Source organism: Pedobacter chinensis, assembly GCF_003339865.1.
GTDB classification, from domain to species: Bacteria; Bacteroidota; Bacteroidia; order Sphingobacteriales; family Sphingobacteriaceae; genus Pedobacter; species Pedobacter chinensis.
Window position 1 is genome coordinate 128,680 of record NZ_QPKV01000001.1, and the last position, 14,198, is coordinate 142,877.

Annotated in this window: 7 protein-coding genes; 6 read left to right on the top strand and 1 reads right to left on the bottom strand. The window is 37.8% G+C overall.

Annotated features, from left to right (window positions below; translation table 11 throughout):
• Nucleotides 1-13 precede the first annotated feature (13 nt).
• From DU508_RS00630 to DU508_RS00650, 5 genes are all read left to right on the top strand, one after another.
• Nucleotides 14-1,606: a glycoside hydrolase family 28 protein gene (locus DU508_RS00630; RefSeq protein ID WP_115400916.1), complete on the top strand. Its 1,593-nt coding sequence runs from the start codon at nucleotides 14-16 to the stop codon at nucleotides 1,604-1,606.
• A gap of 1 nt (nucleotide 1,607) precedes the next feature.
• Nucleotides 1,608-4,415, top strand: coding sequence for a glycoside hydrolase family 95 protein (locus DU508_RS00635; protein ID WP_115400917.1), 2,808 nt, complete (start codon nucleotides 1,608-1,610; stop codon nucleotides 4,413-4,415).
• Nucleotides 4,412-8,656, top strand: coding sequence for a malectin domain-containing carbohydrate-binding protein (locus DU508_RS00640; RefSeq protein ID WP_233509360.1), 4,245 nt, complete (start codon nucleotides 4,412-4,414; stop codon nucleotides 8,654-8,656). The genes DU508_RS00635 and DU508_RS00640 overlap by 4 nt, the downstream gene beginning before the upstream one ends.
• Nucleotides 8,657-8,754: 98 nt before the next feature.
• Entirely contained in the window at nucleotides 8,755-10,323 is a 1,569-nt protein-coding gene (locus tag DU508_RS00645; RefSeq protein WP_115400919.1) for a sodium:solute symporter, read from the top strand.
• A 60-nt stretch (nucleotides 10,324-10,383) separates the two neighbouring features.
• Nucleotides 10,384-11,316, top strand: coding sequence for a dihydrodipicolinate synthase family protein (locus tag DU508_RS00650; RefSeq protein WP_115400920.1), 933 nt, complete (start codon nucleotides 10,384-10,386; stop codon nucleotides 11,314-11,316).
• 136 nt (nucleotides 11,317-11,452) lie between these two features.
• Here DU508_RS00650 and DU508_RS00655 read toward each other — a convergent pair whose 3' ends face one another.
• Complete coding sequence (locus tag DU508_RS00655; RefSeq protein ID WP_115400921.1) at nucleotides 11,453-12,322, bottom strand: AraC family transcriptional regulator; 870 nt, start codon at nucleotides 12,320-12,322, stop codon at nucleotides 11,453-11,455.
• A gap of 229 nt (nucleotides 12,323-12,551) precedes the next feature.
• Between DU508_RS00655 and DU508_RS00660 the strand changes: the two genes are divergently transcribed.
• The gene (locus tag DU508_RS00660) at nucleotides 12,552-14,189 is read left to right on the top strand and encodes a fucose isomerase (RefSeq protein ID WP_115400922.1); all 1,638 of its coding nucleotides are present in this window, start codon (nucleotides 12,552-12,554) and stop codon (nucleotides 14,187-14,189) included.
• The last annotated feature ends 9 nt before the right edge of the window (nucleotides 14,190-14,198 follow it).

Here is a 14,198-nt window from a genome sequence, read left to right on the forward strand (position 1 = left end):
AAATAAACTGATCATGTTTCAAAATTCAATTCGCTCTTTAAAATTTACCATCGTATTAAGTATGCTCTTAGGATACTTTAATTTTGCCGATGCCCAATCTTTTTACAACGTAACCAAATATGGCGCTAAAAACGACAGTAGTAAATTAGCAACCCTGGCCATAAAAAAAGCTATTGATGCGGCATCAAAGGCTGGAGGTGGAACGGTTTATTTCCCGGCAGGAAAATATTTAACAGGAGCTATCCATTTAAAAAGTAACATTACCATTTTTATCGATGCCGGTGCTGAACTCCACTTTAGCGATAACTTTGACGATTATTTGCCAATGGTAGAAAGCCGGTATGAAGGTGTTGATGTGAAAAGTTTTTCGCCATTATTTTACGCTTATCGGGCAGAAAACATTTCCATTACAGGCAGAGGCCTTATTGATGGACATGGCAAAAAATGGTGGGATTTTGTAGAAGGTTACAAGCAGGATCAGCCCCGTTCGGAATGGCAACACCTGTTCGACAAAGAAAATAAAGATATTCTTCTACCTGATGATCCAAAACAGATGAAACGTGGTTTCCTTCGCCCGCCTTTTATTCAATTTATGTTCTGTAAAAATATATCGATAGAGGGCATTACCATAAAAAATTCTCCCTTCTGGACGGTTAATCCGGAATTTTGTGAGAATGTGAAAATTCACGCCATAACCATCAATAATCCTCACTCACCAAATACAGATGGTATAAATCCTGAATCTTGTAAAAATGTTCATATATCCGATTGTCATATCAGCGTAGGAGATGATTGCATTACCATAAAATCAGGTAAAGATGAACCCGGAAGGAGAATGGCAGTACCTGCAGAGAATTATGTGATTACCAATTGTACCATGTTATCTGGTCACGGAGGCGTGGTAATTGGCAGCGAAATGTCTGGCGATGTAAGGAAAATTACCATTTCAAATTGTGTTTTCGATGGTACGGATAGAGGAATCAGAATTAAAACAGCAAGAGGTAGAGGAGGTGTTGTTGAAGAAATCAGGGTAAGCAACATCATCATGAAAAATATTAAGCAACAAGCTATTGTTTTGGATATGCAATATGCCAAAACGAATGTGGAACCTGTTTCTAATCGGACACCAAAGTTTAGAAATATACATTTTAGTAACATTACCGGTCAGGTAAATCAGGCTGGTTATTTGAATGGTTTAGAGGAAATGCCAATAGAAAATATTTCATTTAACGATATTAATATGGATGCTGAAACAGGATTCAATATCAGTTTTTCTAATAAAATAGAATTTCATAACGTTCAGGTAAACACAAAGGTTGGCCCGTCTATAACAGCATCAAGAGTTAATCATTTGGTAATTAATGGATTTAAAAGTTATAAACCACATTATGATGCTGCAGTAATTGATTTAAAAAATGTTAGTGATTTGTTCCTCTATAATTCATTTCCAGTTGCAGGAACCGGAACTTATTTGAAGTTAAGTGGCGCCGGAACTAAAAATATATCAATAGGAAACAATAATTTCAAAAATGCAAGAATGGGGATAAAGAAAGATAAAGATGTTTTTGAAACCATTGATGTGATATCCGGAAATAAAGGACAATAATATGAGTTTAAAATTTTTAGTACTTGCTTTCTTTTGTTCCATTTATGGTATTTCTGCCTATGCACAGGAAAACAATCATACACTCTGGTATAATAAACCGGCAGAAAAATGGACAGATGCCTTGCCAATTGGTAATGGAAGACTGGGAGCAATGATTTATGCCGGTGTTGAAAATGATCATATCCAATTCAATGAGGAAACACTTTGGACCGGAACGCCCAGAGATTATAATCGTAAAGGTTCATCAAAATATCTTTCTGAAATCAGAAAGTTGCTTTTTGAAGGAAAACAAAAGGAAGCGGAAGATTTAGCACAACGGGAATTTATGGGTTTGAAAAGTGAAACCGGCAATCGAGCTATATGGGTAAATGATATGAGAAATGGTAAAGGCATTAAGGGAAATCCAGCTTTACCATTGTATGATGATAAACTTTGGAAAACAATTAAAGTTCCGGCTTACGAGGGATGGGAAACAGTAGGTTTGGCAAATATTGATGGAGCCGTTTGGTTCAGAACTACTTTCAATGTTCCTGCAAATTGGGCAGGTAAGGATTTGGTGTTAGACCTCAATAAAATATTTGATCAGGATTTTACTTATATCAATGGCGAATTGGTAGGGAACACGGATGGAACTGATTCCAGGAAATATGCAATTTCATCAAAATTAATTAAACCTGGTAAAAATTTGATTGCAGTTCAGGTGCTCAATTATTCTGATCGTGGAGGTATTGGAGGATATAAAGATGTAAAAAAACCAATCGGTATTTATCCAGCAGGCTCAACAGTTGAAGAGGGGATTTCACTGGTAAAAACATGGAAATATAAAATTCAGGATCAAAATCCGCCACTTGCAGCACAATATCAGGCCAGTTATCAACCATTTGGAGATTTAAACCTGCAGTTCTTTCCAAAAACCACTGCTATCAATCATTATAAAAGATCGCTTGATTTAAGTACGGCCATTTCGAAAACCACCTATACTTTAAATGGTATTAATTATACCAGAGAATATTTTGCAAGCCAGCCTAACCAGGTAATCGTTATCCATTTAACTGCCAATCAATCAGGTGCGATTACTTTTAATGCTGAACTTTCCAGTTTGCACCAAAATTCATCTGTCAGGATTTTAGGAAATAATACCATATCGCTTTCTGTACAAGTTAAAGGCGGCGTTTTGAGAGGCGAAAGCAGATTAACAGCCATTGTTAAAAAAGGATCTGTTAAGGTTTTAAATAATAAAATCAGTATTAATAAAGCAGATGAAGTAACACTGTATTTAACAGCAGGAACTAATTTCGTAAATGCTCAGGATGTTTCGGGTAATCCTGCTTTGGCAAGTACCAAAGCATTGGCTGCGTTAACAGGTAAATCGTATACAGAGATTAAGAAAAATCATATTCAGGAGTACCAAAAGTACTATAATACATTCAAAGTGGATTTTGGCAGATCAGAAAATGAAAGCTTGTCCACAGATGAGCGTTTGGCAAAATTTTCGACATCGAATGATCCTGCTTTTGCGGCATTGTATATGCAATATGGAAGATATTTGTTAATCTCGAGCTCACGCCCGGGCACTCAACCGGCGAATCTTCAAGGCATATGGAATGATTTATTAACACCTCCCTGGGGAAGTAAATACACCACCAATATCAATTTAGAAATGAATTATTGGCCGGCTGAAATTCTAAATCTTTCGGATTTAAACGAACCATTGTTCAATAAAATAAAAGGATTATCAAAAACCGGTACTGAAACCGCGAAAGAATATTATAATGCCCGTGGCTGGGTTTTGCATCACAATACAGATTTATGGAATGGTACAGCACCAATTAATGCTTCCAACCATGGTATTTGGGTAACGGGTGGTGCGTGGTTAAGTGAGCATTTGTGGGAACATTATCAATTTAGTCAGGATCGAAGCTTTTTAGAAACAGAGGCTTATCCATTAATGAAAAGAAGTGCCCAGTTTTTTGAAGATTTCTTAGTTAAAGACCCAAAAACGGGATGGCTGATCAGTACGCCATCAAACTCGCCTGAAAACGGAGGTTTAGTTGTAGGGCCAACTATGGATCATCAAATCATCCGCTCATTGTTTAAAAATTGCATTGCTGCTGCTGAGATTTTAAAGGTTGACGAAAATTTCAGAAAATCTTTGGAAGAGAAAGTGAAAAATATTGCACCAAACCAGATTGGCCAATATGGACAGTTGCAGGAATGGCTGAAAGATCAGGATGATACCACAAATAAGCACCGTCATGTTTCTCATTTGTGGGGTGTTTATCCTGGAAATGATATTACCTGGGATGGAGATGCAAAAATGATGAATGCTGCCAAACAATCATTGATTTATCGTGGCGATGATGCTACAGGATGGAGCCTGGCCTGGAAAATTAATTTTTGGGCAAGATTTAAAGATGGCGATCATGCGATGAAATTGGTAAAAATGTTAATGAAACCAGCCAATAGAGGAGCTGGTTCTTATGTAAATCTTTTCGATGCACATCCACCTTTTCAAATAGATGGAAACTTCGGTGGAGCCGCTGGAATTGCGGAAATGATTGTTCAGAGTCATCAGGGGTATATTGATATTTTGCCGGCTTTGCCTACTGAAATCCCACACGGAAACATTAGCGGCCTACTGGCAAGAGGTGGCTTTGAATTAGATTTATCCTGGGATAATGGAAAATTAACTTCGCTTAATATAAAATCCGTTACTGGTAAAAAGTGTAAGATTAAATATCAAAACCAAGCAATAGAATTTAACACAAAAGCCGGAGAGAGTTATAAATTGAACGGAAATTTGAAATGATGCGATTAAACCAACTTACAAAATTTGGAAAGACTGAGCATGAGGGAATTTCGTCAGTTTCAAGTGGTGACGCTTTAAAGACTGACGAAGTTTGCCACCACGCATTTCCACAAAACTCCGTAAGCCGGGATTGTCAACTTACGAAATTTAGGAGGGCTGAACATGAGGGAATTTCGTCAGTTTCAAGTCGTACTTTAAAGACTGACGAAGTTTGCTACCACACATTTCCTCAAAACTTCGTAAGCCGGGATTGCCAACTTACGAAATTTAGGAGGGCCGAGCATGAGGGAATTTCGTCAGTTTTAAGTCGTACTTTAAAGACTGACGAAGTTTGCCACCACACATTTCTTCAAAAATTCGTAAGCTGGGATTGTCAACTTACGAATTTTAGGAAGGCTGAGCATGAGGGAATTTCGTCAGTTTCAAGTAATGACACTTTAAAGACTGACGAAGTTTGCCACCACGCATTTCCACAAAACTTCGTAAGCCGGGATTGCCAACTTACGAAATTTAGGAGGGCTGAGCATGAGGGAATTTCGTCAGTTTCAAGTAGTGATGCTTTAAAGACTGACGAAGTTTGCCACCACGCATTTCCACAAAACTTCGTAAGCCGGGATTGTCAACTTACAAAATTTAGGAGGGCTGAACATGAGGGAATTTCGTCAGTCTCAAGTAGTGATGCTTTAAAGACTGACGAAGTTTGCCACCACGCATTTCCTCAAAACTTCGTAAGCCGGGATACACAACAAGCCTTTACTTTTTACCGTTTAGTATTTGTATTGCTTTGTTTTTTTATTTCAGTAGAGCTTTCCGCACAAACCAGGCAAGATGTTTCGTTAAATGCCAATTGGGAAACCATTGCTGATGAAAAGAACATTAAAGCGTTTGATGGTTTTCAGTCTGATGGTTACAGCGTTTCTAATTGGAAGAAAGTTAATGTTCCGCACAATTGGGATCAGTACGAAGGCTATCAACGTAAACTTCATGGCAATAAACATGGTTATGCCTGGTATCGTAAAACTTTTAAAAGCAATGAAATTAAAGCAGGGAAACGGTTTTTCCTCTATTTCGAAGGCATTGGATCGTATGCAACGATTTGGCTCAATGGAAAACAGGTGGGTTATCATGCAGGTGGCAGAACCACATTTACGATAGATGTAACTCCGGTTATCAAATTAAATAATCAAGAAAATCTTTTGGCGGTTCGGGCAGATCATCCTTCAAATATTCAAGATTTACCCTGGGTTGATGGTGGTTGTTCTACTGAACGGGGTTTTTCTGAAGGGTCTCAACCCATGGGGATTTTTCGCCCTGTTCATTTAATTGTAACCAGCGAAACCCGGATTGAACCTTTTGGCATTCATATCTGGAACGATAATAAAACTTCAGAAAAATCGGCAATTTTAAACTTAACCACCACAGTAAAAAACTATAGTTCCAGAACTAAAAATATTACGGTTTTAAATCAATTGATAGATGCTGCCGGTAAACAGATCAAACAACTAAAACAAAGCACAAACATTCCGGCTGGAAAAGAAACTGTTATATATCAAAAAACAGATCAGATAATTAATCCAAAACTTTGGTCTTTAGAAAACCCTTATCTCTATACATTAAAAACTTCCATTGTAGAAAATGGTAAAGTGATAGATGAAATAAAAACGCCTTACGGCATCAGGTGGATCAGCTGGCCAATTGGCGATCAGGCTAATCAAAAAGTATTTCTGCTAAATGGAAAACCCGTTTTTATAAATGGAATAGCAGAATACGAACATTTGATTGGGCAAAGTCATGCTTTTACGAACGAACAAATCCGTTCCAGAGTAATGCAGATCAAAGCAGCTGGCTTTAATGCCTTTCGTGATGCCCATCAACCGCACAATTTATTATACTCTGACTATTGGGATAAGGAAGGCATTTTGTGTTGGACACAAATGGCAGCACACATTTGGTACGATACTCCAGAATTTCGAAAGAACTTTAAAGCACTTTTAACAGATTGGGTTAAAGAGCGGAGAAATAGCCCGGCTGTAGTTTTATGGGGTTTAGAAAATGAAAGTACCTTGCCCGAAGATTTTGCCAGGGAATGTACAGAACTGATTCGTGAACTCGATCCAACGGCATCATCACAAAGAAAAGTGACCACTTGTAATGGGGGAAAAGGAACCGACTGGGATGTTCCACAAAACTGGACAGGAACCTATGGAGGAAATCCGTTAACGTATGGCGAAGACCTGAAAAGACAAGTTTTAGTTGGAGAATATGGTGCCTGGCGAACAATTGATCTCCATCAGGTTGATGCGAACGGTAAGGGCTATACCGAAAACAAAATGACTGACTTAATGGAAACGAAAGTTCGTTTAGCTGAAACGGTAAAGGATAAAACAGCAGGACATTTTTTTTGGTTATACAGTTCACATGATAACCCCGGGCGTGTGCAGGGCGGCGAGGGGTTGCGTGATTTAGATCGGGTTGGTCCTGTAAATTACAAAGGAATGTTTACCCCATGGGAAGAACCTACTGATGTTTTTTACATGTTCAGAGCCAATTATGCACCGAAACAAACTGAACCAATGGTGTATATCGTTTCACATACCTGGCCAAACCGTTGGTTTACACCAGGTGTAAAAGATAGCATTGTGGTTTACTCCAATTGTGATGAAGTGGAACTTTTCAATGATATTAATGGACAATCTTTAGGCAAGAAAAAACGTGGTGCTATTGGAACGCATTTCCAATGGGATAAACCTAATATTCAATACAATTTGCTTTATGCAGTTGGTTATGTTAATGGAAAAGCCGTTGCTAAAGATCAAATGGTGTTAAATAGCCTTCCAAAATCTCCAAATTTTGAGCATTTAATTGATGATAAAAATGTTTTAGCAGCTCAGAAAAACTACAACTACTTATATCGTTTAAATTGTGGTGGTCCATCTTATCAGGATCAATTTGGTGAAATTTGGTCAGCCGATCAGCAATTATCTTCCGGTAAAAAGTATGGTTCAACTTCATGGACTTCATCTTTCCCTGGCGTTCCATCGTTTTTTGCGAGCCAGAGAAGAACCTTTTCTCCAATAAGCGGATCTCCGGATTGGAAGCTTTTCCAATCTTTTAGGTATGGAAGAGATCAGCTAAGCTTTCATTTTCCAGTTCCGGTTGATGGAGAATATTTAGTGGAAATGTATTTTATTGAACCCTGGCTCGGAATAGGTGGAGGAATGAATGCTGAAAAAATGCGTTTGTTTGATGTGGCAATTAATAATAAAACAGTCATTAAAGATTTAGATATCTGGAAAGAAACAGGTGCCAATAATGTTTTGAAGAAGACTGTAAAGGTAAATTGTAAAGCTGGGCAATTGGTTGTTTCATTCCCACAAGTTAAAGTAGCACAGGCCGTTATTTCTGCAATTGCGGTTGCAAGCTTAAATCAAGGCATTAAGCTCAATGATCAAAATAATACTATCTTAAACGTGCCAATAAGTGAAGAATACAAAGTTACCAGTTGGATGGATATTGGCGATAAACAATTTCTTGATGGAAATGAGGAATTTGCCTCTCTTCCACCAAATTTATATGGTGCAGAGTGGATTCAAATGGCGAAATGTAAAAAATCATCTAAATTGAATTTTACCGTTAATGCAGAAGCCGATGTTTTTATTGCACTTTACAGGAATACCCCAAATCCTGAAGGTTTTGAGGATACAAAAACTCAAATTGAAAATAGTGCAGGAGAAAAGCTTACCGTTTATCGTAAACGCTTTAAGATGAATGATCGGGTTATTCTGGATGGGAATGTTGCAGTTGTTGCTGCAATTCCACCAAGTGAACTTGAGCCTGCATACGATTTAAAAACAGTGACGAGTTATAAGGCCACGGATGCAAAACTTAGTGGCGATCATATTGTGCAAGAATCTTTAATGGAAAAGCAACGTGTTGTTTTTAAAGAAGATGGTGGCGGTGTTTTAGAGTGGAGCATTGCTGTTGGTGTGGCTGATACTTACTCTTTAACCATTAAATATCATAATCCCTTTGAGTACCCATTAAAAGGTAAAATTGAATTTTTATCTGCTGATGGAACTTTAATGAAAACCGAACAGGCAGACTTTGCACCAACGAAGTCTGGTAAATGGAACTACCTCAATACGAACACCGGGAGCATGGTTAATGCAGGAAGTTATAAAGTTCGGTTAACAGCAACTGCAGCAAAAGGTTTAGCGATTGATGCTTTGGATGTTCAATAAGATAAGATGATACAATATGTAGCCAAAATCTTATACTAATATTGATCTTTAGAAATGGATATTTGTTTTAACCAAATTAATAAACGAGCCAACAAATAATGAAGGGTCTTCCAGTTTTCGATCTTGCGATAATCTTCATTTATCTTGTTGGGATGATATTAGTTGGGGTTTATTTTTCAAGGAAAAATAAAAATTCCGAGCAGTTTACAAAAGCCTCGGGCCTGATTCCCGGATGGGCAATAGGTTTATCCATTTATGCAACATTTTTAAGTAGTAATACTTTTTTAGGTGTTCCCGGAAAAGCTTTTGGTGCAAATTGGAACGCATTTGTGTTCAGTATTTCAATGCCTTTAGCAGCCTGGGTAGCATCAAAATATTTCGTTCCATTTTACAGAAATACCGGAGAAATATCAGCTTATACCCATTTAGAAAAACGTTTTGGCGCATGGGCAAGGGTATATGCAGTAGTTTGCTTTTTGCTTACTCAGCTTGCCAGGATGGGATCTATATTTTTTGGGATTGCATTGAGCTTACAAGCTTTAACCGGATACTCTATGCAGATGATCATGATTGTAATGGGCATTTGCATTATTTTTTATACTGTTTTAGGAGGAATTGAAGCGGTAATATGGACGGAAGTGGTACAGGCTGTAGTCAAAACATTTGGAGCATTGCTAATTCTTTATCTAATCATCAGCAATATGCCGGGAGGCGTTTCAAAAATTGTAGAAATTGGAAAATCAGCAGATAAGTTTAGTCTGGGAAGCTTTAGATTGGATTTTGCCGGATCTTCATTTTGGGTGGTATTGCTTTACGGATTTTTCATCAACCTGAACAATTTCGGGATGGACCAAAACTATATCCAAAGGTATCATACAGCATCATCAGGTAAAGCGGCATCGAAATCAATATGGTTGTGTGTTTGGTTGTACATTCCGGCTTCGCTGTTGTTTTTTATTATAGGATCTTGCTTGTTTGCATATTATGAAATCAATCCTGAATTGGTTCAATCCATCCGGCATCAGGTAGCAGTTGAACGTTTGCCTTTAAGTGCCTCAGCAGCTGAAATTTTGAAAGTACAACAGGCCTTACAACCAGCTGATTATGGAGATAAAATAATGCCTCATTTTATGGTAACAAAAATTCCGGTCGGGTTGGTTGGACTTATTGTTTCTGCCATTTTATCTGCCGCGATGAGTACCATAAGTTCGGGAATGAATGCTTCAGCCACTGTATTTTCGGTTGATATTTACAAGCGATACATTAAACAGGATATCACTGAAAAGCAAAACTTATCATTGTTACATATGGCAACAGTGGGTTTCGGATTACTTGGAATGATAGCTGGTATTGCAATGATTGGCGTAAAAAGCATATTGGATGTTTGGTGGGAGCTATCGGGTATTTTTGCCGCAGGTATGCTTGGCTTGTTCTTGCTTGGCATTGTGAGTAGGCAAACTAAAAACCACGAAGCAATCATTGCAACCATTATTGGAATCGTAGTGATTATATGGATGACATTTTCCTCGCTTCTTCCGGTGGAGTATGAAGTTTTTAGAAATCCACTACATAAGAATATGATTATTGTTGTAGGTACTTTAACCATTTTTCTGGTGGGAATTTTTATTACCAAAATTAAAAACAGAGGAATAGAAGCAGCAAATTAAGATCGGCTGAATTTGATCAAAGCCATTATTTAAAAACACATTTTACCATATCATAATACAATGGAAAACTCACAAAAAGGGTTCATCCCGGTCATGCTTACGCCTTTTTTAAGCAACGGAAATATAGATTATCCAGTACTTACCCAATTAACAGAAATTTACCTGCAAGCAGGAGCATCGGGTTTATTTGCAAATTGTCTATCCAGCGAAATGTTTGAATTAACAGGCCGCGAAAGGATTCAAGCCATTAAACATGTAATAGAAGTGGTTGGAGGTGCAGTACCGGTTGTAGCTACCGGAACTTTCGGCGGATCGATAGCTAAACAGGCTGATTTTGTAAAAGAAGTAAGCGATTTAGGGGTAGAGGCTGTTATCGCGATTACCAGTTTATTGGCCGAAGAAAACGAGACTGATGACGTTTTCAATGAACGTGTTTTCGATTTGTTAAACCAAACCAATGAAATTCCAATCGGTTTTTATGAATGCCCTGTTCCATATAAACGAGTTTTGAAACCTCAGCAACTAGCTGATTTTGTTTCGACCGGCAGAGTCATTTATCATAAGGATACCTGCCTGGATTTGGGGCAGATTAAAGAAAAACTACGCTTAACTGAGGGAAATGCATTTGGTTTATATGATGCGTATATTGTACATGCCGTAAAATCTTTAAAAGCAGGATCTTCAGGTTTATCCTGCATTCAGGGAAATTACTTTCCGGAGTTAATTGTTTGGCTGTGCGATCATTATAATGATGAAAACCTTAGAGATGAAGTTGAAGTGGTTCAGCAGTTCTTAATTGATAACATGGATGTAATGCATAATGTTTATCCTGTGGTTTCTAAATACTTTTTACAAAAACGAGGATTAAACATTTCTACTTTTACCCGTAGAAAAGTAGGTTCATTCACACCGAATGTGGTTAAAGAAGTGGAGAAGTTATTTGATGATTACACTGCCCTGCGTAGTGACTTAAATATTCAGGTATTTATTTAAGCTATTCAATGGAGATGATGTGGCCTCAACTAACATATTTGTCATTGCACAAAACAATCCTTTATCGTTTTGTGGGCAATCTCATTGTGGTTATAATGCAGGAAGAAGGGTGCATGTCTAATGAATAGGCATGTATTTAATTCAAATACTTCCTTTTATAATCTAAAGGAGTCATTCCGGTTACCTTTTTAAAGTGCCTGTAGAAATTAGATACATTATTGAAGCCACAATCAAAACAAATCATTTCTGTCGGTAATTTATTTTCAATTAAGAATCTACAAGCATGGCTTACCCTGATCTCGATGAGAAAATCATAAAAAGTCTTCTTCGTCATGAGTTTAAAATACCTGCAAAATGAAGTTACGCTCAAGTTGCTTAATGAGGCTACTTCTTCCAGCGTAATATCCTTTTTATAATTGCTTAGCGTGTAGTTGCAGATTTTATTGATGCGTAAAGTTTCTGATTCATTTGACTGGTAAAAAGTATTTTTACTCGTTACGATGGTTGAATATTCATCAGTTTCTGCTAAAGTTTTCAATATAGAAAGCAGAATTATGATACGGTCAAGGTTTGTGGCATCAACTGCTGCCCGCATCAAATCAACCAGCTTATCTTTTGCTTTTCCATGAATAACCATTCCATTTTTTGCCTTTTCAAATAATTTCGGAATAAGGTAAGCTTCAGGTAAGGTAAGCATATATTTTCCAAGGCAATCAGGCAGAAAATGAATAACCATGGCTTCCGTATTCAAATCAGGATTGTTTTGGAAATATTCATCTTTACAACGCCAGGTATGAGGAAGATTTTCGCCTAAAAGTATCATTTCATCCGGTTCAAAATTGCTGATATTGTCGCCTATAAAACGCAGGCCCTCACCTTTTATCACATAGTGCAATTCCAGCTCTGGGTGATAGTGCCAAATGTTGCCGAAATCCGGTTTGATATCATGGCGAATGCTAAAAGAACTTTGTAATGTAACCGGTACTTTATGAAAATGAGGTTTCATATTTATTATTCAAATATTTGGTTAGTGTTGTTGTTTTATGATTACTAAATCATGCAGGTAATAGCCCTAAAGTTAGATAGTTTTATGATAATATCCTATATTAATTTGATAAAAAGTACTATTAAATAGTGTTTTTGTTTGTTGAGTTTTGTATTATAGCCCGTTAGTGCTAAACCAAATATAAGAAAGCAAATTATTTTTATATAAATTTTTTGTTCATTAATGAATTATGAGACAAGGTAAACAAGGAGAAATTCTACTGGTTTCAAGTGGCGATTTACGACTTTCAGCAAATCAAAATTGCTGGCCGGCGCAAATCGAAATGGAAGAACAATTGACGACAGCCATTGAAAATCTGGGCTGGAAAGTTGAACGTGCTCATGCTTATCATTCAGACAAAAAACACGGCTTTATTGATTCACAAAGAATGGGTATGGATATCTTTAGAAATATCGATCCCAATCAACCTTTAATTGTGGCTGAAAGCGTATGGCAATACTCTCATCATGTTCTTGCTGGTTTAACCACGCATAAAGGCCCGATATTAACTGTAGCGAATTGGAGCGGTCAATGGCCTGGTTTGGTTGGTATGTTAAATCTTAACGGTTGCCTTACCAAAGCACAAATTCCTTACAGCACATTATGGAGCGAAAACTTTACTGATCAATTCTTTATCGATGGTTTGCAAGAGTGGTTATCAACAGGTAAGGTAAGTTATGATCAAAGTCATGTCAAAAGTTTTGCGCTAAATAAAATCCCGTTAAGGGATGATAAAACGGGTAGAACTTTTGCCCGTGCATTGAAAGAGCGCAAAGTGATTATGGGCGTATTTGATGAAGGATGTATGGGCATGTATAATGCCATCATTCCAGATGAATTGCTGCACAAAACAGGTTTTTTCAAAGAACGTTTAAGTCAATCGGCGCTTTATGCCGCCATGCTTGATGTTACGCAGGAAGAAGCTGAATCCGTTTTGCAATGGTTGCTTAATAAAGGAATGACTTTTAACTGGGGAACACATGAAGCAACGGAACTTACCCGAAACCAAACCCTGGAGCAATGCAAAATGTATATTGCAGCATTGAGAATTGCTGACGATTTTAGTTGTGATACCATCGGGATTCAATACCAGCAAGGTTTAAAAGATTTAACAGTTGCCAGCGATTTGGTTGAAGGACTGTTGAATAATGAAGATCGTCCACCGGTGTTTTCAAAATCGGGTAAAGAACTTTATGCAAAAAAGGCATTGCCTCACTTTAACGAAGTTGATGAATGTGCAGGTTTGGATGGTTTGCTAACTTACCTTCTTTGGAAAGAGCTTGGTATGACGGGCGAAAACACTTTGCATGATATCCGTTGGGGCGAACATTATCAGGATGGAAATATTAATGGATTTATTTGGTTGTTCTTAATTTCGGGAGCCGCACCACCGGCCCATTTTATTAATGGTTACGCTGGCGCGAGTAGTGACAGGCAACCAGCCATGTACTTCCGTTTAGGTGGCGGAACATTAAAAGGAATAAGTAAACCTGGATTTATTGTGTGGAGCAGGGTATATGTAATGGATGGTAAATTGCAGTGCGATTTAGGAGTGGGAGAGGTGGTAGCCTTACCAGTGGAAGAAACAGATAGACGCTGGAATGAAACCACGCCCGAATGGCCAATTATGCATGCTCTGTTAAAAGGTGTAAACCGCGATCAGATGATGGCCAGGCATAAGGCTAATCATATCCAGGTGGTTTATGCCAAACACGAGACTGGTGCGCACGAGGCTTGTAGAATTAAAGCCGCTGCACTGGATGAATTAGGTATAAAGGTGCATTTTTGTGGAGACGTTGACTTAATTGGAAAAAGAAATTCAATATAAAATATATTC

Excerpts from the sequence above, each read along its gene's own strand:
- DU508_RS00655 (WP_115400921.1), bottom strand. The coding sequence starts at position 12,322 with ATGAAACCTCATTTTCATAAAGTACCGGTTACATTACAAAGTTCTTTT.
- DU508_RS00650 (WP_115400920.1), top strand. The coding sequence starts at position 10,384 with ATGGAAAACTCACAAAAAGGGTTCATCCCGGTCATGCTTACGCCTTTT.
- DU508_RS00635 (WP_115400917.1), top strand. The coding sequence starts at position 1,608 with ATGAGTTTAAAATTTTTAGTACTTGCTTTCTTTTGTTCCATTTATGGT.
- DU508_RS00645 (WP_115400919.1), top strand. The coding sequence starts at position 8,755 with ATGAAGGGTCTTCCAGTTTTCGATCTTGCGATAATCTTCATTTATCTT.
- DU508_RS00630 (WP_115400916.1), top strand. The coding sequence starts at position 14 with ATGTTTCAAAATTCAATTCGCTCTTTAAAATTTACCATCGTATTAAGT.
- DU508_RS00640 (WP_233509360.1), top strand. The coding sequence starts at position 4,412 with ATGATGCGATTAAACCAACTTACAAAATTTGGAAAGACTGAGCATGAG.
- DU508_RS00660 (WP_115400922.1), top strand. The coding sequence starts at position 12,552 with ATGAGACAAGGTAAACAAGGAGAAATTCTACTGGTTTCAAGTGGCGAT.